Source organism: Micromonospora sp. CA-246542, assembly GCF_050942905.1.
Lineage (GTDB): Bacteria > Actinomycetota > Actinomycetes > Mycobacteriales > Micromonosporaceae > Micromonospora.
The window spans coordinates 2177689-2195806 of sequence record NZ_CP192040.1; the positions used below are offsets into that span (position 1 = coordinate 2177689).

Annotated in this window: 15 protein-coding genes; 5 read left to right on the forward strand and 10 right to left on the reverse strand. The window is 72.5% G+C overall.

From position 1 onward, the window contains the following. The first annotated feature begins 265 nt into the window (after positions 1-265). A complete protein-coding gene (locus tag ACQP0N_RS10290; RefSeq protein WP_433119467.1) occupies positions 266-1615 on the forward strand; it encodes an extracellular catalytic domain type 1 short-chain-length polyhydroxyalkanoate depolymerase in 1350 nt (449 codons plus the stop codon). A gap of 142 nt (positions 1616-1757) precedes the next feature. On the opposite strand, the gene ACQP0N_RS10295 is transcribed toward ACQP0N_RS10290, so the two are convergent. Both ACQP0N_RS10295 and ACQP0N_RS10300 read right to left on the reverse strand, forming a co-directional pair. Continuing rightward, positions 1758-3251 (reverse strand): arabinofuranosidase catalytic domain-containing protein, encoded by a 1494-nt coding sequence (locus ACQP0N_RS10295; RefSeq protein ID WP_433119469.1) that lies wholly within the window; start codon positions 3249-3251, stop codon positions 1758-1760. A 542-nt stretch (positions 3252-3793) separates the two neighbouring features. Next, complete coding sequence (locus tag ACQP0N_RS10300; RefSeq protein WP_355050464.1) at positions 3794-4060, reverse strand: helix-turn-helix domain-containing protein; 267 nt, start codon at positions 4058-4060, stop codon at positions 3794-3796. Positions 4061-4161: 101 nt separating this feature from the next. Here ACQP0N_RS10300 and map point away from each other — a divergent pair, with 101 nt between their 5' ends. Further along, positions 4162-4980, forward strand: coding sequence for a type I methionyl aminopeptidase (gene map / locus ACQP0N_RS10305; RefSeq protein ID WP_433119472.1), 819 nt, complete (start codon positions 4162-4164; stop codon positions 4978-4980). A gap of 103 nt (positions 4981-5083) precedes the next feature. On the opposite strand, the gene ACQP0N_RS10310 is transcribed toward map, so the two are convergent. Further along, entirely contained in the window at positions 5084-5911 is an 828-nt protein-coding gene (locus ACQP0N_RS10310) for a PIG-L family deacetylase (protein WP_433119474.1), read from the reverse strand. Between the two features lie 182 nt (positions 5912-6093). On the opposite strand from ACQP0N_RS10310, the gene ACQP0N_RS10315 reads away from it, so the two are divergent. After that, positions 6094-6987, forward strand: a complete 894-nt coding sequence (locus tag ACQP0N_RS10315; protein WP_433119476.1) for an alpha/beta fold hydrolase — start codon at positions 6094-6096, stop codon at positions 6985-6987. Between the two features lie 13 nt (positions 6988-7000). Here the strand turns inward: ACQP0N_RS10315 and prfH are convergent, their stop codons facing one another. Both prfH and ACQP0N_RS10325 read right to left on the reverse strand, forming a co-directional pair. Next, positions 7001-7663, reverse strand: a complete 663-nt coding sequence (gene prfH / locus ACQP0N_RS10320) for a peptide chain release factor H (RefSeq protein ID WP_433119478.1) — start codon at positions 7661-7663, stop codon at positions 7001-7003. Next, entirely contained in the window at positions 7660-8847 is a 1188-nt protein-coding gene (locus tag ACQP0N_RS10325; RefSeq protein ID WP_433119480.1) for an RNA ligase RtcB family protein, read from the reverse strand. Before ACQP0N_RS10325 ends, prfH begins: the two co-directional genes overlap by 4 nt. 251 nt (positions 8848-9098) lie before the next feature. On the opposite strand from ACQP0N_RS10325, the gene ACQP0N_RS10330 reads away from it, so the two are divergent. Then, a complete protein-coding gene (locus ACQP0N_RS10330) occupies positions 9099-11687 on the forward strand; it encodes a LuxR C-terminal-related transcriptional regulator (RefSeq protein WP_433119482.1) in 2589 nt (862 codons plus the stop codon). 212 nt (positions 11688-11899) lie between these two features. On the opposite strand, the gene ACQP0N_RS10335 is transcribed toward ACQP0N_RS10330, so the two are convergent. The 3 genes from ACQP0N_RS10335 to ACQP0N_RS10345 are packed head-to-tail and all read right to left on the reverse strand — an operon-like array spanning position 11900 to position 14458. Beyond that, positions 11900-12505, reverse strand: coding sequence for a hypothetical protein (locus ACQP0N_RS10335; protein ID WP_433119484.1), 606 nt, complete (start codon positions 12503-12505; stop codon positions 11900-11902). A 4-nt stretch (positions 12506-12509) separates the two neighbouring features. Continuing rightward, entirely contained in the window at positions 12510-13118 is a 609-nt protein-coding gene (locus tag ACQP0N_RS10340) for a hypothetical protein (protein WP_433119486.1), read from the reverse strand. Next, on the reverse strand, positions 13115-14458 hold the full coding sequence (locus ACQP0N_RS10345; RefSeq protein ID WP_433119488.1) for a hypothetical protein: 1344 nt from the start codon (positions 14456-14458) through the stop codon (positions 13115-13117). The genes ACQP0N_RS10340 and ACQP0N_RS10345 overlap by 4 nt, the downstream gene beginning before the upstream one ends. 100 nt (positions 14459-14558) lie before the next feature. Here ACQP0N_RS10345 and ACQP0N_RS10350 point away from each other — a divergent pair, with 100 nt between their 5' ends. Then, positions 14559-15089, forward strand: coding sequence for an adenylate kinase (locus ACQP0N_RS10350; RefSeq protein ID WP_433119490.1), 531 nt, complete (start codon positions 14559-14561; stop codon positions 15087-15089). Between the two features lie 6 nt (positions 15090-15095). Here the strand turns inward: ACQP0N_RS10350 and ACQP0N_RS10355 are convergent, their stop codons facing one another. Together ACQP0N_RS10355 and ACQP0N_RS10360 are read right to left on the reverse strand one after the other, a co-directional pair. After that, positions 15096-15746: a class I SAM-dependent methyltransferase gene (locus ACQP0N_RS10355; protein WP_433119492.1), complete on the reverse strand. Its 651-nt coding sequence runs from the start codon at positions 15744-15746 to the stop codon at positions 15096-15098. 68 nt (positions 15747-15814) lie between these two features. Continuing rightward, complete coding sequence (locus ACQP0N_RS10360) at positions 15815-18010, reverse strand: hypothetical protein (protein ID WP_433119494.1); 2196 nt, start codon at positions 18008-18010, stop codon at positions 15815-15817. Between the last annotated feature and the right edge of the window lie 108 nt (positions 18011-18118).

The following is an 18118-nucleotide window of genomic DNA, read 5'->3' on the forward strand; positions in this document are numbered from 1 at the left end:
GGCGTCCTTTCGTTACAGCTTGACGAACGGCATGTTATCGCTCACAGTCGATGTCGAGGCGACCGTACCCACGGCTCACCGGGCGAGCCGTCCGCTTCGGGCCGCACCATCGAAAGACGTCCCCTCCGGGCAAGCGGACGTCGCGATCAGCACCTGTTCCCAGCCGCCGGCGACGCGCGGCGGATGTCGCGCGCCCGCGCGGGCGTCGTCCCGAACGTCCTTCCCGCGCGCCGCCCCGCTGCCACCGACCGAGAGGGATCCGCCCATGAGAACAAGGTTCGCACTGCTGGCCGCCGCGTTGGCGACGGCTCTGGCGACGATGACGGCCGTGGTCACGGTCGCCACCCCGGCGTCGGCCGCGACCCTCACCCAGGTGACCAGCTTCGGCACGAACCCGACGAACCTGCAGATGCACCTGTACGTGCCGGACCGGGTCGCGGCGCGCCCGGCTCTCCTGCTCGCCCTGCACTACTGCACCGGCAGTGGCCCGGCCGTGCACACCGGCTTCGGGCTCAGCTCGCTGGCCGACCGCTACGGCTACATCGTCATCTACCCGTCCGTGACCCGGAGCAGCAAGTGCTGGGACGTCTCCTCCCCGCAGGCCCTGCGACGCGACGGCGGCAGCGACCCGGTCGGCCTCAAGTCGATGGTCGACTACGTCCGGAGTCGCTACCCGGTCGACCCGGACCGCATCGGTGTCGCCGGCTTCTCCTCGGGCGCCATGATGACCAACGTGATGGTCGGCCTCTACCCCGACCTGTTCAACGCCGGCGTCAGCTCCTCCGGCGTCCCGTTCGGATGCTTCGCGACCACCAACGGCGCGGAGTGGAACAGCGAGTGCTCCGGCGGGCGGATCGTGAAGACCGCGCAGCAGTGGGGCGATCTGGTGCGCAACGCGTACCCCGGCTACACCGGCAAGCGTCCCCGTTTCCAGATCTGGCACGGCACCACGGACACCACGTTGAGCTACGTCAACTTCGGCGAGCAGATCAAGCAGTGGACCAACGTGCAGGGCGTGTCCCAGACCCCCAGCTACACCGACTATCCGCAGGCCAGCGCCACCAGGACGCGGTACGGCGGCACCGGCGGCACCGCGCCGGTCGAGGCGATCAGCTTCCAGGGGTACGGCCACTCCATCCCGTTCGACGCCGCGCAGGCCATCCGGTTCCTCGGCTTCGACACCACCAGCGGCACGACGCCGCCTCCGACGACGCCGCCCCCGGGCGGCACGACCGGGGCGTTGCGCAACTCCGCTGCCGGCCGCTGCCTGGACGTCCCGGCGCAGTCGCGCACGAACGGTACCCAGGTGGCGTTGTGGGACTGCAACGGCGGCGCGAACCAGCAGTGGGCCTCGACGGCGGGCCGGCAACTCCAGGTGTACGGGACGAAGTGCCTGGACGCGGAGGGCGCCGCGACGACGGCGGGCACCCGGGTGATCATCTGGGACTGCACCGGAGGCGCGAACCAGCAGTGGAACCTCAACACCGACGGCTCCGTCACCGGTGTGCAGTCCGGACTGTGCCTCGCGCCGAACGCCGGTGGAACCGCCAACAGCACCCAGGTGGTGCTCGCGACCTGCAACGGCGGCAACGCTCAGAAGTGGACGCGCGGTTGAGGCGTACCCGATGGTGGTGAGCCGGAACGCGGCCTGAACGACCGGTGTGGCCCGGCCCGGGAACATCCCGGGTCGGGCCACACGGCGTGCGCGGACCTTCGTGACCGCCACCGTCGCGTCGCGGGGCGGCGGTCACGCGCTCTCAGCGGTAGCCGGCGGCGACGATGTTCGCCTGCACCGCGTTCTCGGCCGCGTCGGACGGGTAGCCCGCCACCATCGCGCCCTCGTAGAACGTACCGACGCTCTGGTTGGAGTTGTCGATGCAGCAGTCGCCGCCACTGCCGAGGATGATCGCGCCCTGCTTCCTCATCGGGCTGTACCCGCGTGGCAGCGACCCGTCATAGAGGGTGTAGAGGCCGCCGGACTGGGCGTTGCTGCCCTTGATGGCGAAGCGTGAGGTGCCGTTGTTCTTCAGGGTGGCGGTGACGAACTTGCTGGTGAAGGCCCGCTGGTTGTTGTTCCAGGAGCTGCTGCCGCCGGGGTAGAGGCCGTACTCCAGGTCGGCCTGCACCCAGGGGCCGGAGCCGGAGCAGCCGCCGAACCAGCAACTGGTGCCGAAGTAGATCGCGTCCATCGCGCCCGCGCCGTCGGCGCGGCGGGTGGTCTCGCTGTTGCCGTAGTCGAAGCAGCAGCCGCTGTTGACGTGGGTGCCGCTGGTCACCATGTACATGCCCTCGGGCGCGGCGCCGGTCGGGATGCCGGTCAGGTGCCCGTCCCGCCAGTAGCTGCTGTTGCCGTTGATGTAGAGCGAGTAGACCTTGTTCCCGCCGACCGTCAACGACTCCCTGGTCGCGACCGCCGGTTGTACGGCCCCGCCGATGCCGCCGGACCCCTGGTAGCCGAGGTTGTTGCCACGCCCCGACTGGTCGTAGATGACCGTGATGACGCAGGTGGTGTTCGCGCAGAAGCTGTCCTGGGTGGCGGAGTTGGCGCGTCCGCCCGCGCTGAGGACGCCGATGGCACGGGTGGTGTTGTCCGAGGATCGGCGTACCTGGTAGAGCGAGCCGTTGTACGAGGCGTACAGGGCACGGGTGGTGCTGTGCGCCGCGACGCAGGGTGTGCCGCCCGCCGCGTAGATGTCGCAGGGCAGTGTCGTGCTCGGTGGGGGAGTGGTGGGCGGTGGTGTGGTGGGTGGCGGCGTCGTCGGTGGCGGGGTCGTGGGAGGCGGCGTGGTGGGCGGTGGTGTGGTGGGTGGCGGCGTCGTCGGGTCCACCACGCCGTTGCAGGTGACGCCGTTGAGGGCGAAGGAGGTCGGCGTCGGGTTGCTGCCGGTCCAACTGCCGTTGAAGCCGAAGCTGGTGCTGCCGTTGGTTCCGATGCTGCCGTTGTAGGCGGCGTTGGTGACGCTCACCTGGGCGCCGGCCTGGGTGAAGCTGCCGTTCCAGAGCTGGGTGACGGTCTGGCCGGCGGCGAAGTTCCAGGTCAGCCGCCACCCGTTGATGGCGTCGCCCACGTTGGTGATGGTGACGTTGGCGCCGAAGCCGTCCTGCCACTGGGAGTTGACCGCATAGGTGACCTGGCAGCCGGCGGCGGCCGCCGAGGCGCCCGTCTGGGTGGCGGCCGCGCCGACGAGCACGAGGGTGACGGCCGCGGCGACGAGCGCCGGCCGCCGATGGCGGATGTCTTGGGGTCGCACGTTTTCTCCTCAAGGGTGGGAGTTGGCGGTGTGCGGGCCCCGCCCCGTTCACCCTGCTCGGGCCCGGACTCTGAGCAGGGGGACGACGGGACGGGGCCCGGTCCGCGGGCGCATACGGCGTCGCCGGAACCGTCCGGCGCGGGATCGACCGTGCGGACGGGGTTGGTCGGCGGACCAGGCGCGACGGGTACGCGGGTGGTGCGGTCGCCGCCCGCGACCCGGGGTCGCGGTGACGGCGGTGGCTGTGGCTGTGGCTGTGGCCCGGAGCGGTTGTGGGAAGGCCGATCGACGGCACGGCTCCGGCCGATCGAGGTGATGTCGACCTGCGGGCGTCGCTGGTCAGGCATCCGTCGTCCGGCCCTCGGCACGGGTCGCCCGGTGGTGAGCTCGGGCCGCCCGTGTCGGCCACGCTCCACCCGCCCGCGCCGCGAACGACGTAGACCGCGGCCGGGGCCAGCAGCTGGACGGCACCGGTGACGGTCAGTTATCGACGGCCGTCGTTACGTTAGCGTTAACAGGCGGCCCTGTCCATAGACGATTGCTCAGGACGCCTCGCGGACCCGCGGGTCCGCGAGCCACACGTCGGCGAGGTCGCTGAGCGGGACGCCGAGGACCTCGCTGAGGCAGACCACGGTGCCGAAGGCGGGCGCCGGGAGCCGACCCACCTCGATCTTGCGCAGGGTCTCCGGTGACATGCCGGCGGCAAGGGCGACCTCGACGAGACTGCGGCCGCCCCGCGCGACCCGCAGCGCCGCGCCAAGGCGTTGCCCCGCGGCGATCTGCTCCGGTGTGAGCGGTGGCCGAACCATGTGAGCAGGATAGTTCCGCCCCTGGGGGCCGGCAATGTCGACCCGCCGGACTCCCGCACGGCGTGGTATAAATATACCGCACCGGATGGGGAGGGTTTGTCGTGATCGAGCTGAAGTCTGCCGCGGAGATCGACCGGATGGCCGTGACCGGCCAGTTCGTCGGCGAGCTGCTGGCCGAGCTGCGGGCGGTGGCCGCTGTCGGCGTCAACCTGATGGAGATCGAGCACCACGCCCGCCGCCGCATCGCCGAGCGGGGCGCCGAATCGTGCTACTGGGACTACACGCCGTCGTTCGGCCGTGGGCCCTTCCGTAACGTCCTGTGCCTCTCGGTCAACGACGCGGTGCTGCACGGCCTGCCGCACGACTACCTCCTGCGCGACGGTGACCTGCTGAGCATCGACATGGCGGTCGAGATCGACGGCTGGGCCGCCGACTCGGCGCTGTCGTTCGTCGTCGGCGCTCCCGCCCCGGCCGACCTGAAGCTGATCGAGGCCACCGAGGTCGCGCTGAAGGCCGGCATCGACGCCGCCCGACCGGGCAACCAGATCGGCGACATCTCCGCCGCCATCGGCGAGGTCGCCCACCGCTACGGCTACCGGGTCAACAACGAGTTCGGTGGGCACGGTATCGGTCGCACCATGCACGAGGCCCCGCACGTGCCCAACAACGGGCGTCCCGGCCGGGGCATGACCCTCAAGCCCGGCCTGACGCTCGCGATCGAGCCGTGGCTCTGCCAGGCCACCGACAAGATCAAATTCGACCAGGACGGCTGGACGATCCGATCCTCGGACGGTTCGCGCTCGGCCCACTCCGAGCACACCGTCGCGGTCACCGAGTCCGGTCCCCGGGTACTGACGTCCCGCCCCGGGGAGGACCCGGAGCGGGGCCGTCGCAGCGGACAGTCGGCCACGGCGTCCTGACCGTTGGTGAAAGGAAGGGCCCCCTGTCAGCAGACGTCTGCTGACAGGGGGCCCTTCCTTTCACGCGCCGTGGCGGGGCCCCGCGGCCGCAGGCGGGGCCGCGTCAGCGCAGGCCCGCGAAGAGGTCGTCCTCGGGAACGGGCGCGTCGGTGGTGTCCCGCACCCGGACGAAGGTCTCCACGCCCATCAACTCGGTGAACCGCTCCTGGCCGAGCTGGAGGAAGAAGATGTTCTCGGTCTGGCTGGCGTGCGCGGCCAGGGCCCCGAACTTCTGCGCACCGTGGGCGCGGGTGTCGACCCAGGTGGTGATCTCGTCATCGGGGAGACCCAGCTCCGGCATGTCCGACGACTCGTCCGGGTCGGCCCACTCGACGCCGAGCTCCTTCATGATCCGGCCGAACTCCTCGAACGCCGTGCGGGGCACGGTGGTCCAGTAGACCTTCGCGGGGACGTCGGTCTGCGCCACGGCGGCCATGGTGATGCGGTGCGCCTGGATGTGGTCGGGGTGACCGTAGAAGCCGTTCTCGTCGTAGGTGACGACGACGTCCGGCCGGTACCGGCGGATCAGCTCCGCGAGCCGGTCCGCGGCCTGCGCCACCGGCGTCGTCCAGAAGGAACCGGGCTGGTCGTTCGTCGACCAACCCATCATCCCGGAGTCGGCGTAGCCGAGCGTCTCCAGATGGGTGATTCCCAGGGTGGCCGCGCTGACTTCCAGCTCGGCCTGACGCATCGCCACGACCGCGGCGGGGTCGTGACCGGGCTCGCCGGGCTTGACCCCGCCCGGCCCGTCGCCGCACCGCCCGTCCGTACAGGTCACGAGGACCGTGGTGACACCCTCGGCGGCGTACCGGGCGAGGACGCCACCGGTGCTCGTCGCCTCGTCGTCGGGGTGCGCGTGCACCGCCATCAGGGTCAGGGATCGCTCAGCCATGTCATCAGCCTACGACCAGCGGCACGCCCCGACGGGGCAGGCGACGCATCCTAGCCATCCGCCGGCCGGTCCTGGCCTCTTCGCCCAACGCGCCGTCGGGGCGCTCGGAGCTTCCTACGCTGTCGGAGCGGCCGGCGCGCCGATGCCACGCGCCAACAGCCTGGACGAAAGGTACCGGTTCCATGGCGGTCTTCGAGGACGTGGGACAGATCGACGCCGGGGTCCTGAACGTCGGGTACGTCGACGCCGGCCCGCCGGACGGGCCGCCCGTGATCCTGTTGCATGGCTGGCCGTACGACATCCACAGCTTCGCCGAGGTGGTGCCGCTGCTCACCGACGCCGGTCACCGGGTCGTCGTGCCGTACCTGCGGGGGTACGGCACGACGCGCTTCCTCGCCGACGACGCCGTCCGCAACGGTGAGCCGGCCGCCATGGGGCTCGACCTCGTCGCCCTCATGGACGCCCTGGGCATCGACAGCGCGAAGCTGGCCGGATTCGACTGGGGAGCGCGTACGGCCGACGTCGTGGCCGCGTTGTGGCCCGAGCGCTGTGCGGGTCTGGTGTCGGTGAGCGGGTACCTGATCGACGGTCAGGAGTCGGGTCGGGTGCCGCTGCCACCGAAGGCCGAGTTCTCCTGGTGGTACCAGTACTACTTCGCCACCGAGCGCGGCCGGCAGGGGTACGACCGCAACCGCCGCGACTTCGCCCGGCTCATCTGGCAGACGGCATCGCCGAAATGGACGTTCGACGACGCGACGTTCGACCGCAGCGCGGCCGCGTTCGACAATCCCGACCACGTCGACATCGTGATCCACAACTATCGGTGGCGGCTGGCCCTGGCCGAGGGCGAACCGCAGTACGCCGAGGTGGAGAAGCGCCTCGCCGGTAAGCCGAAGATCACGGTGCCCAGCATCACCCTGGAGGGTGACGCCAACGGCGCCCCGCACCTGGACCCCAGCGTCTACGGCAAGCAGTTCTCCGGCCGGTACGAGCACCGGACCGTCGGTGGTGGCGTCGGGCACAACCTGCCCCAGGAGGCGCCGCGGGCGTTCGCCGACGCGGTCCTCGAGGTGTGAGGCCGGGCCGCTGTCAGTGGCCGGAGGCCGCCCGTCCGCGCCGCCGTCGACCCGGCGTCGAGGTCGGCTCCGGGCGTTCGACGCGGGTCGGGTCGCCCCGCACGAGGTCGTCGTGGATGCGCCACCTGGCCGTGGTGACCGCGCGGCGGGCCGCCTCGTCGCCGCGCTCGACACGCTGGCGCAGCAGGTCCAGAGCGATGCGCCGGTTCTGACTGAACTGCCGTTCGTCGTCCACCACCACGACGAGGCCCGACGGGCGGTGGGTGGCGCGTACCGCCGTGCTGGCCTTGTTCCGGTGCTGGCCGCCGGGACCGCCGGTGCGGCAGCCGACGATGTCGACGTCGGCCTCGGCGAACGTCGTCGGCGCAGCGTCGCTCGGCGGTGGTTGCGCCGTCACGTACCAGTTCTTTCGACCCGCGCTCGTCCGGTAGGGGCTGGGCGCCTGCCAGCACAACGTCCCCGTCCAGGAGGCGGCGAACGCCTCGACGTCGACGCCGGACAGCCCGATCAGCACCGAGCGGTAGGTGCCCGGCCGGTCGCCGGGCACCACGTGGACCCGCTGGACCGCCACGCCCTGCCGGGTGGCGTCATCCTCCAGACGGCGCAGCAGGTGGGCTAGCGCCCACCCGCACTCCCGCGGCCCACGGCCGGCGGACAGCAACAGAGCCCGGCTCACGACCGACCCCGCCCGCGACGCTGGTCCCGCCGGTCCGAGCGAGGCGCGGCCCCGACGTCCGGCGTCTTGTAGGTGACCAGCGGGATCGTGGTGGCCACCGGCGTGGCGAGCTGGTGCGCGACGAGATCGCCGATCACCTGCTCGATCCGCTTGTACGCGGTGGGCGCCTCCTCGAAGAGCAACTGCCGGTCGCCGCACACCACGAGCGAACCCACCGGGGTACGACGTAGCTCCTCGACCGTGTGTTTGGCCCGGCCCCGGCGCAGCGCGTCGGCGCGGGACATCTTGCGACCCGCGCCGTGCGCCACCGAGTGGTTGGCGTCCGCCCCGGCGTGGGCGGCCACCAGGTACGACGCGGTGCCCCGCGTGCCGGCGACGAGCACATCGCGACCGTCACCCGGCGCGGCTCCCTTGCGGTGCAGGTAGACGCCGTCGCGCACCTCGACCAGGTTGTGGCACTGGTCGACGACCGGCTCGGTCGGTTCGGCCCCCAGGGCGTACGCGACCCGGGCGGCCAGCAGCCGCCGATTGAGCGAGCCCCAGCGCACCGCCTCGTCGTGTCGGGCCAGGTAGGCGGCCGGGTCGGGGGCGGGGCCCGCCCCGTGCGTCTCGGTGTGCGTCCGCAGGATCCGCTCACCCAGGCCCCGCGAACCGCTGTGCACGACCAGGACGAGGTCACCGGTTGCCAGCCCGAGACGGTCGGCGTGCTCCGGCGCGAAGACGGTGTCGACGCGGGCCAGCTCGACGAAGTGGTTGCCGCGGCCGACCGTACCGAGCCCGTCCAGGTGGCCGGCGGGAACGTCGCCGTCGAGGACGGCCCAGGCGGGGTCGTCGGCGTCCCGCTCCGGGTCCAGCGCGCGGTCGAGGTCGGGGAACCGGGCGGCCAGCCGCTCGGGTACGACGCGCCGGAGTCGAATCGGGAAGACGGCGATACCGCAGCCGATGTCGGAGCCGACCAGGAACGGGTACAGGACCGTCGACGCCATGGCCGCGCCGATCGGGGCGCCCTTGCCCGGGTGCAGGTCCGGCATGCCGGCGACGTGGACCATGCCGTCGAGGGCCGCCACCTGCCGGCACTGGTCGAGCGCGGCGGACTCGATCCAGCTCGCGGCGGACGCGAACACGGTGACGGTGGCAGGGGTGGACAGGGAACGGGACTCCCCGGGGGAGTGGTGCTCAGACAACGACGCTCACTTCTCGATGAGTCGTAAGTGGACGGACGGCGGTACGGCGCCGGGCGGCGTGAAATGGGCCTCGGCGCGGTGCTCAGGTGGTGTCCGTCAGTACGTCATGGGCACCACTGTGGCGATCTCCGTTGCGTACGGCAACTGGTTATCGGTGCGTGGGCACCTGCCGACCCGGCACGATTGACGCCGCTCGCCATCTGTCGGATGGGTGATGGCCCGGGACGCGGCTCACCCGTCATCATCCGGGAATGCTGACGGGGCGTGACGGCACGTTCGCCGAGGCCCGCGCCGCGCTGGTGCGGGCCGACGGCGCCGTCCTGATCGGTCCGGCGGGGGTGGGTCGCACGGCCCTCGCTCGCGCGGTGGTCGCCGACCTGCCGCCGCGACTGTTCGCCACGGTGTGGATCACCGCCACCGAGGCGAGCAAGGAGGTGCCCTTCGGCGCGCTCGGTCGACTCCTCACGGGCGGTCACCCGGCCCTGCACCCGGCCCTGGTGCACAGCACCGTGCTGACCAGCCTGGTCGAGCGGTGCGGCCCGGCCCGCACGCCCGTCCTGGTCGTCGACGACGCCCACCTGCTCGACGGGCCGTCCGCCGGTGTGCTGCTCAGCCTCGTGCAGGCCCGAGCGGCCCGGGCCCTGCTCACCGTCCGGTCGGGGGTGCCGGTGCCCGACGCCGTCGTCGCGCTGTGGAAGGACGTCGGACTGTCCCGGCTGGTGGTGCCCGCCCTGACCGAGGCCGAGGTCGGCGCGCTGGCGGCGGAGCGGTTGGCGGGTCCGGTCAGCCGCTCCACCACCCACCTGTTGTGGCAGTGGACCGGCGGACTGCCACATCTGGCGGTGGCGTTGCTCGACCACGGGCAGGAGGTCGGTTCGCTGGCCCGCGACAGCGACCAGTGGCGTTGGAGGGCCGGCCTGGCGGTGCCCGCACAGGTGGCGGACCTGCTCGACCGGGAGCTGGACCGGGTCGGCCGCCCCGGTGAGGAGGCGCTGGCCGCGATGGCACTCGGCGGGCCGCTGCCGCTGCCCGTCGCGGAGGCCGCCGCGTCGCCGGAGCTGCTCGCCGACCTCGAACAGCTCGGTATGGTCCGCAGCGAGGAGCGCGGCGACGAGGTTTTGGTGCGGTTGCGCGACCCGATGCTCGGCGCGGCGGTACGCCGACGCATGTCACCCGCCCGGCGTCGCCGCATCGCCGCCACGCTGCTGACCGGCGCACGGCAGGCCACGCCGCGCGGCTCGCACGCGGTGGCCCGCGCGCTCTGGGCGGTACACGCCGGGCAACCGGTCGACCCGCCGGAGCTGGTGCGGTCGGCCGGCCTGTGCCTGTACGCCGACCCGGCGGCCTCGGAACAGTTGGCCCGGCGAGCCTGGCAGGAGGGTGGTGGGGCGTCGGCAGCGGTGGCGCTCAGCGCCGCCCTCGCCGAGCAGGGCCGCGCCGTCGAGGCGTACGAGACGCTGCGTGCCGCCGCACGGGACGCCGACGTGGCCGGTGACCCGACCGCCCGGGTGACGGCGGGCGTGGCCCTGGCCGCGCACCGCCTCTGGGTCGGGCGGGAGCCCCGACAGGCGTACGACGACCTGCGGCGACTGCGCGCGGACGCCGATGCGGCCGGTCGGGCGGAGTTGGCCGCGCTCGGCGTGCTGGTCCAGCTGTTCAGCGGCGAGTCGGCGCGGGCGCTGGCGAGTGCTCGTCAGCTCCTGGGTGAGGCACTCCCACGCGGCGCGCGGCTCCGGGTCACGCTGGCGTCGGTCGCGGCGCTGGTGCTGACCGGCCGCACCGAGGAGGCGGTACGGGTGGGCCGCACGGTGGTCGAGACGGTCGAGCGGTCCGGCTCGTCGGCCATGCCGCAGATCCGTGGCATGGCCGGTGCCGCGCTGGCACTGGCCGAGCTGTGGCGTCAGCCCACCCCGACCGGTCCGGTTACCGACCCGGCCGCCGGTCGGTGGCCGCTGCCCCCGGACCCGCTCGTCTCCGGTCTGTCCCCCACCGCCTGGCCCCTCTTCGACGGGTACGCCCAGCGGGTCAGCGGGGATCGGGCGGGCGCCATCAGCCGGCTCCGGGACGCCGTCGCCCAACAGGCCGGCGGCAACGGCATGTTCCGCGCCGAGGCGACCGGCTGGCTGGCCGTCACGCTGGCCGAGGACGGCCGCCCGGACGAGGCGGAGGCGGTGCTGCGGGAGCACCCCGTCGACGCGGTCGCGCTGGTCCCGGGGCTGCGCCCGTGGGCGTTGGCGGCGGTCGCCGCGGCGACCGGTCGGCGCGTTCGGGCCGGCGAGCTGATGGACGAGGCGATCGTCGTCGCGCACGCCTCCGGGAGTTGGCTGGTGGAACTGGGCTATCTCATCTACGCCGCGCACCTGGACCCGGTCGCCGGTCCGGCCCGCTACGCGGACCGCATCGCCGAGGCTCTCGTCCACGTGGACGCCGAGCGGCTCGTGGCCGCCGGCCGGGCGGTGATCGCGCTGGCCGGACGCGATCCCACCGTGATCCTGGAGCACGCGCACCGCCTGGTGGACATGAACATGACCGGCGAGGCGCTGAAGGTGGCCGGCGAGGTCGGCCGGCGGGCCGGGGTCAGCGACACCGTCCGGCTCGCCGTCGACCTGCGTGCCCGGCTGCGATCGGCGGTGCGGGACGACCCTGCGAGGGTGGCGGGGCTGACCGCGCGGGAGCGGCAGATCGCCGGGCTCGCCGCCCGGGGCCTGTCCGACCGGGAGATCGCCGAGGCGTTGGTGCTGTCGGTGCGTACCGTGCAGACACATCTGGGACGGGCCTACCGCAAGCTGGCGGTGACCTCCCGGCGGGACCTGTCGGACGCCTTACGACCGGCGGGCTGAGGCCACCGGCGGTGGCCGAGGCGCGACGTGCGCCCCGGCCACCGCCCCTAGGGCCTGTTTCATAAGAACTGGTCGGCCTGCGGCGGGCCCGGACGACGACCGGCGGCGTTGCGGTTTCGTCCGGATACAACACCGGTATCCGGACGAAACCGCGCCTTGCCGGATCGCCGCCCGGACTCCGCCTCGGCTCGACCGCCCTTATGAAACAGGCCCTAGGAGTTCTTCGTGTAGCAGGTGACCCGGCCGTTGGAGTCCTCACGGCAGTCCGCGCCCTTGGCGCCGAGGACGTTGATGCTGCCGACCAGGAACGTGAAGCCCAATCCGGTCAGGATGCCGATGCCGACCTTCTTGGCGACCTCGGCGAAGTTGGCCGTGACGTCGAGCCGGAAGCTGACCGGCGCGTACCGGATCTGCTCCCACAACTCGGCGATGCGCGGGTCCTGGCTGGTGATGCTGAAGTCGTCGCTGCTGTGATCGTCGGTCACCCGGCCGGTGGCGACGGCCACGAACACCTGCTTGTGCTGGTCCACGACGTTCGGGCCGGCGGCGAAACTCCAGCTGTGGCTGAGGAAGCCGTTCTCGTGTACGTGCCCCTGGAACCAGTAGTGGCCGTCGCTGGCCATCCGCAGCCAGGCCGTGCCCTTCACGCTCGACGGCAGCAGGCTGCCGGAGAACGTCTCGGTCCACTCCTGTTCCAGCCGGTCCATCGCCACCCTTGTCGACCCGGCCGGATGCCCGACCTGCGCGCCCACCTGACGCAGCGTCAGCGGCGCACGGATGTCGAGGTACCGGCCGGCGGCGGTACGGACGCTGGCCATGACCTCACTCCCTCGACTTCCAGAAGTGGGTGGTCCCGTTCTCGTCCTTGTACGCGTGGACCTTGCCCGGCTGGCCGAAGAACGCGACCCACCCGGCGACCGCCGCGCCGAAGATCACTACCGGAATCCACTTCAGGATGTTGCCGATCAGCTCTGCCACGTTCATCGACACGCTCAGCCGGAAGTTCACGCTGGCCGTGCTGAGCTGATCCCAGTACTGCGCGATCCGCGGGTCCTGCCCGTGCTCGGCGAAGTCGTCGCTGCTGTGGTTGTCCGACACCTTGCCGCTCGCGGAGAAGACGAAGGCGTTGCCGTCATCGTCCACGAAGCCCGGCGTGGCGACCAGCGACCAGTTGTGCGTGACGGCGCCGTTCTCGTGCACGTGCCCGTCGAACATGTAGCCGCCGTCGCTGAACAGCCGCAGCCACGCCGAACCCTTGACGCTGGAGGGCAGCAGGCTCCCGGAGAACCACTCGCTCGACGTCTGTTCGAGCTGTACAAGCAGCCGGCGGGTGGATCCGGTGGGGTGGCCGAGTTCCGTGCCGACCTCCCGCACCGTCAGGGGCGCCTCGAACCGGAGGTACTTCCCGGCCTTCTGACGCAGGCTGTTCATGACGTGGTCACCATGATCGGCACCAGTGCCCGACCGGTCGGCAGCGGCCCGAGCGCCTTGCCCAGGATCGCCCCGACCGCCTTGAGCGGGTCGGCCACCCGCATGGCGTGTCCCCGGGTGGGGGAGGTGGTCAGCAGGTCGCCGGGGCGCACCGCGCCGTGCGCCGCGTCGACCAGGCAGTAGACCTTGCCGGCCAGGGCCAGCGGACGACGCTGCTCGCTGTCCGGTCGCCGGTCCAGCACCATCGCCGGCGCGAAGCTGCCGGCGCCGGAGACCACGCCGGCCACCGCCGTGTCGTACGGCTTGTCGGCCAGCTCCAACGCGCCGGTCTCGCCGATCACGAGCACCGCGCCCGGGATCGCCGACGGCAGGTGACCGGCCGCGACGTCGAACTCCTCGGCCAGGTCGGCGTTGCTGAGCGAGATGTCGCCGTGCACGCCGTCGATGACCACGGTGTACGCCCGGGTGTCCGGGTTGGCGAAGGACATCGAACTCTGGTCGCCACTGATCGCGACCGTGTAGGTGCGCGTCTTGCTGTGGCAGAACTTGATGTGGTTGTTGGCGCCGTCGAGGTCGACCTCGTTCGCCGCGACGACCTTGGAGCTGACCGCGTTGGTCGCGGACACGTTGGTCGCCGTGACACTGGGGCTGTTCACGTTGTTGGCGGCCCACACGTCGCCCGTCGTGCCGTTGAGCAGCAGCCGGTACTGCCGGGTGTCGGGGTGGGCGAAGGACATCGAGCTGTGCTCGCCGTCGATGCCGATGGTGTACGTGCGGGTCTTGCTGTGGCAGAACTTGATGTGGTTGCCCGGCCCGTCCAGGTCGACCTGGTTGGCGTTGAAGCTCCGGCTGTTGACGTTGTTGGCGGCCCACAGGTTGCCGTTCTGCCCGTCCAGAACGGTCGTGTAGGCGCGCTTGTCGTTCGCCAGGCTGATGGTGCTGGTGCCGCCGTTCATCCCGATCGTGTACGCGCGGGTCGTGAAGTTGGTGAGTACGAGAGCGTTGTCGGCACCGTCGAGCACGACGGCCCGGGCGGCGACGGTGTCGGCGGTGATGGTCGTCGGCGGTGTCGCCGTCGGTGTGGCCGGTGCCGCCGGGGCGTCACCCTTGGCCGGCGGCGTCGCCGTGGCGGGCGACCCGTCGGCGCGCTGCGCCTGCTCGGCCTCGCGGGTCGGCGCGGGTGCCCGGACCGGCGGCGGGGCCGGCGGGGCGACGTCCGCCCGGGCCGGAGCCTCGTCCGGAGTGGTCCGTTGCGGCGGTGTGGTCGGTGCGGTGGTGGGCCGGGCGATCGCCTCGGCGCTGTCCGGGTTGCTGGCCTTCGCGGCCTCGTTGCTGGTCATGTGTCCATTGCAGCCGCGAGCCGGGTGGTCGGGCGTCCGCAGCCGCTACGTAGATTGGCCCACCCGACTACGTAGTCGCCGGCCGACGTACGCTGCCGCGATGGCCGCACCGCGTCGCATCCTGGTCTACGGGGTGTACGGCGCGGGCAAGTCCACTCTGGCCGCGCGGTTGGCGCAGCGCCTCGGCGTGCCGTGGTATCCGGTGGACGACCTGCTGTGGCTGCCGGGGTGGGTCGAGGTGCCGGTCGCCGAGCAGCGTCGCCGGATCGAGAAGATCTGCCGCCGGGATGCCTGGATCCTCGACGGCGCGTACCACGGGTGGCGGGACGTACCGCTGGCGCGCGCCGACCTGGTGGTGGCCCTGGACTACCCGCGGTGGCGTTCGTTCGGGCGTCTGCTGCGTCGTACGCTGCGTCGCCTGGGCACGGGCGAGGTGATCTGCAACGGCAACCGCGAATCAGTCGGCAGCGTGCTGTCCCGGGACTCGATCCTGCTCTGGCACGTCGCCGCGTTCGGGCGCGCACGGCGGCGGATGCGCGCCTGGCAGGCCGATCCGGCCGGCCCGCCGGTTCTCCTGTTCACGCACCCTGCGGCCCTGGACGACTGGCTGTCGAGCCTGCCGACCCGGTGAGCGCGCTCAGCCCGCCAGCTCGTCGAGGCGGGTCGCCCGGCCCACGACGCACGGCGAGGAGGGGCTGGAACTGCCGGTCGGGAACCGGAAGCGTCGCAGCTCCTCGACGGCGAACCCCGCCGCCGCGATGGCCGCCGTGGTGTCGCGGCCGGTGTGGCAGCCGGCGAACAGCTTCGGCCACAGCGTGGCGTCGGACAGCCGCTGGACCCGGCGCAGGCGGCTGGTTTCCTCGGCCGCGACGTGCTCGAAGAAGCGCAGCTGCCCGCCGGGGCGCAGCACGCGGTGGATCTCGGCGAGCGCTGCCGCCTGGTCGGGCACGGTGCACAGCACCAGCGCGACCACTGCCGCGTCGAACTCGCCGTCGGCGGCGGGCAGCGCCTCGGCTAGGCCGTCGACGACCCTGACCGGCACCGGTGCGCCCGCGGCCGCGCGGACGGCGGCGGCACGCAGGCGACGTTCCGGTTCGACCGCGACGACCTCGGTCACGGCGCGGGGGTAGTGGGCGAACATGCGTCCGTTGCCGGCGCCGACCTCGACCACCCGGCCACTCAGGCCAGCGGCCAGGTCGCGGCGGAACTCGGCGGTGCCGGCGCGGTCCATGGCGACGCTGAGTCGCTCGTAGACCCGCGCGAACACCGGATGGGACACAGCGGCCACGTCGACCTCCAGGATTCGCGGGCGGCGAGGACAATCATGGGTCGCGATGTCAACCGCGCCGGTCCGGCTCACCCCGGTGGGGCGCGCCGCAGGCGGTGCGTCAACTCGCGCACCACCGCCGCGAACCGCTCGTCGGATTCGGCCGGCCAGTGCCCGAGGATCGGCGGCGGAACGCTGTCGCCGGGCGGGGTCACCACGTCGCTGGGGTCGGCCTCCCGGCGGTCCACCGCAGCGGCCGGGTCACCGGCGGACGCCTCGGGTCCCCGGTCGGGAAAGACGCGCCCGCCGATCGGGTCGGTGTCCCGCCAGAGATTGACCCACCGCCAGCCCACCCGGTTGCCGATCTCGCGCAGCACCGCGTCGTCGAGGTAGGCGGGGAAGAGTCGCGCGTAGAGCCGGCGCAGCGGTGACCCGTGCGTGAGCAGCGCGACCCGGTCGCCGATCCGGGACGGCAACTGGAGCACCGCGGCGGCGAGCAGGACCGAGCCGTGGCTGTGCCCGGAGAGCAGCACGCGGTCCCCGCGCTCCACCAGGTAGGTGATCCGCCGGGTCAGCTCCGGCACGGCCCGTTCGGCGTAGCAGGGCGGCGCGAACGGGTGGGCGGCCCGGGGCCAGAAGGTGCCGAGGTCCCAGATGACGCCGATGTGCCGCCGGAAGCTGGTGGTGCGGTAGGCGAAGATACCGGCGAGCACCAGGCCGAGTAGGCCCACCGCCTTCACCCAGCTGGTGAACGCGATGCTGAAGGTGATCGCGCCCGCCGGCAACCGGGTGAACCGCTCGACGACGTCGCCCGGAAACACCCCCAACAGGCCGAGGGTGGTGGTGGCGGAGCCGACCCCGGCGAGGCAACCGAAGATCACGCCCAGCAGCACCAGGCGTTCGGTGAAGCTGGCCCGGGCCACCGCGTCGCGTACCTGTCGCAGCCGTGGACGGGCCTCGGCCGGAGCGTCCGGAAAGTCGCGTGCGACGATCGCCGCCGCACGGCGGCGACGACCGGGGCGGGAGACCGCGACGACCAGCACGGCGACGACGACCGTGACCAGCGCGGTGCGGAGAAAACCGAAGATCGCCCAGGTGTACGCCCGGGGCGGACCCGATGCGATGCCCTCCCCGGTCGGCAGGTCGCGGTCGAGGTAGTCCGCCACCCGGTAGACCAGCTCGGCGGAGTACCCCACCGCCGTGCTGATCGCCGCGGCCGCGATGACCAGCGCTCCCAGCCCGAACAGGGGACTGCCCCGGCGCCGCCAGAGCAGGATCACGCCGAGGGCGGCCAGCAGGATCGTCTGGGTGGCGAACAGCCAGACCAGCGTCCTGTCGTAGCCGGGCAGAGCGGCGTCCTCGCGCCAGCCGGCCGGGCTGGTCGCCACGTGGGCGGCGACCACGACCGCCAGGACCGTCGCGGTCGTGCGCAGGGCGGTGGTGATCGTGTCGAGCCGCCGGTCGGTGGGGGACCGGTCGATCAGCGCCGGCGTGCAGAGCAGCGCCACGCAGGCCGCCAGGACCGAGCCGGTGACCACCGCCAACGCGATCGTGGCGACCGAGGCGCCCTGCGCGGCGCGAGCGGTGAGCAGGACGAGACTCAACGTCCCGAACGCCGCGGCGACGTGCACGGACCGCAGCCGCCCCACCAGGGGTTCCGCGTCCCACGTGCCGACCGTGCTGAGCCGATGCCCGGCGACCTCCTCGTCGGGCGCGCGGAACGCCTCGAACGACCGCCCGGGCCGGTTGCTGAGCCGCCACACCAGGCCGATCGCGGCGGCCGGGACCAGCGCGAACACCGTCAGTCGTCGCCCGACGGGCTGACCGCTGAACCAGGACAACCAGCTGCGGCCGGCCAGGCAGCGGGGCGAGTTCAGGCAGTGCCAGGCCAGCAGGTCGAGGGCGACGCCGGCGATGGCGAGCACGTACAGCACGGTGAGGGTGAGCGCCAGCACCCGGCAGAGAGACTTGACCACGCTCTCCGAGCGGGGGTTCGCCGGCCGCATCCAGATCGCCACGTTGACCAGCAGGAACGGCAGTAGCAACACCAGCGCCAGGGTGCGGGCGACGGTCCCGGAGGGCAGATCCCCCCAGCGGTACGCCTCCAGCGTCACACCGCGCGCCTCGGGGGTCGCCCAGCGCGGCCGGACCCGGACGAAGCCACCCATGTGGTCGCCCGCGACCTGCACCGTCCGCGCCAGGCCCAGCACCTGCTCGGTGCTCGCGCCGGAGACGCCGTGCACCCGCAGCTCCACGATGTCGGAGGCGGTGTCGGGGCCACTCATCCGCGCTGATCCATCCGCCACCGCCCCCCGAGACACCCCGACCGCCCGGTGCCGGCGATCGGCCCGTGGGTGGCCCGCCACCGGTGTGGCGGACCGGGGTCTACCCCG

Coding starts and splice junctions, on each gene's coding strand:
- ACQP0N_RS10360 (WP_433119494.1), bottom strand. CDS start 18,010: ATGAGTGGCCCCGACACCGCCTCCGACATCGTGGAGCTGCGGGTGCAC.
- ACQP0N_RS10330 (WP_433119482.1), top strand. CDS start 9,099: ATGCTGACGGGGCGTGACGGCACGTTCGCCGAGGCCCGCGCCGCGCTG.
- ACQP0N_RS10335 (WP_433119484.1), bottom strand. CDS start 12,505: ATGGCCAGCGTCCGTACCGCCGCCGGCCGGTACCTCGACATCCGTGCG.
- ACQP0N_RS10300 (WP_355050464.1), bottom strand. CDS start 4,060: ATGGTTCGGCCACCGCTCACACCGGAGCAGATCGCCGCGGGGCAACGC.
- ACQP0N_RS10310 (WP_433119474.1), bottom strand. CDS start 5,911: ATGGCTGAGCGATCCCTGACCCTGATGGCGGTGCACGCGCACCCCGAC.
- ACQP0N_RS10290 (WP_433119467.1), top strand. CDS start 266: ATGAGAACAAGGTTCGCACTGCTGGCCGCCGCGTTGGCGACGGCTCTG.
- ACQP0N_RS10350 (WP_433119490.1), top strand. CDS start 14,559: ATGGCCGCACCGCGTCGCATCCTGGTCTACGGGGTGTACGGCGCGGGC.
- ACQP0N_RS10315 (WP_433119476.1), top strand. CDS start 6,094: ATGGCGGTCTTCGAGGACGTGGGACAGATCGACGCCGGGGTCCTGAAC.
- ACQP0N_RS10345 (WP_433119488.1), bottom strand. CDS start 14,458: ATGACCAGCAACGAGGCCGCGAAGGCCAGCAACCCGGACAGCGCCGAG.
- ACQP0N_RS10340 (WP_433119486.1), bottom strand. CDS start 13,118: ATGAACAGCCTGCGTCAGAAGGCCGGGAAGTACCTCCGGTTCGAGGCG.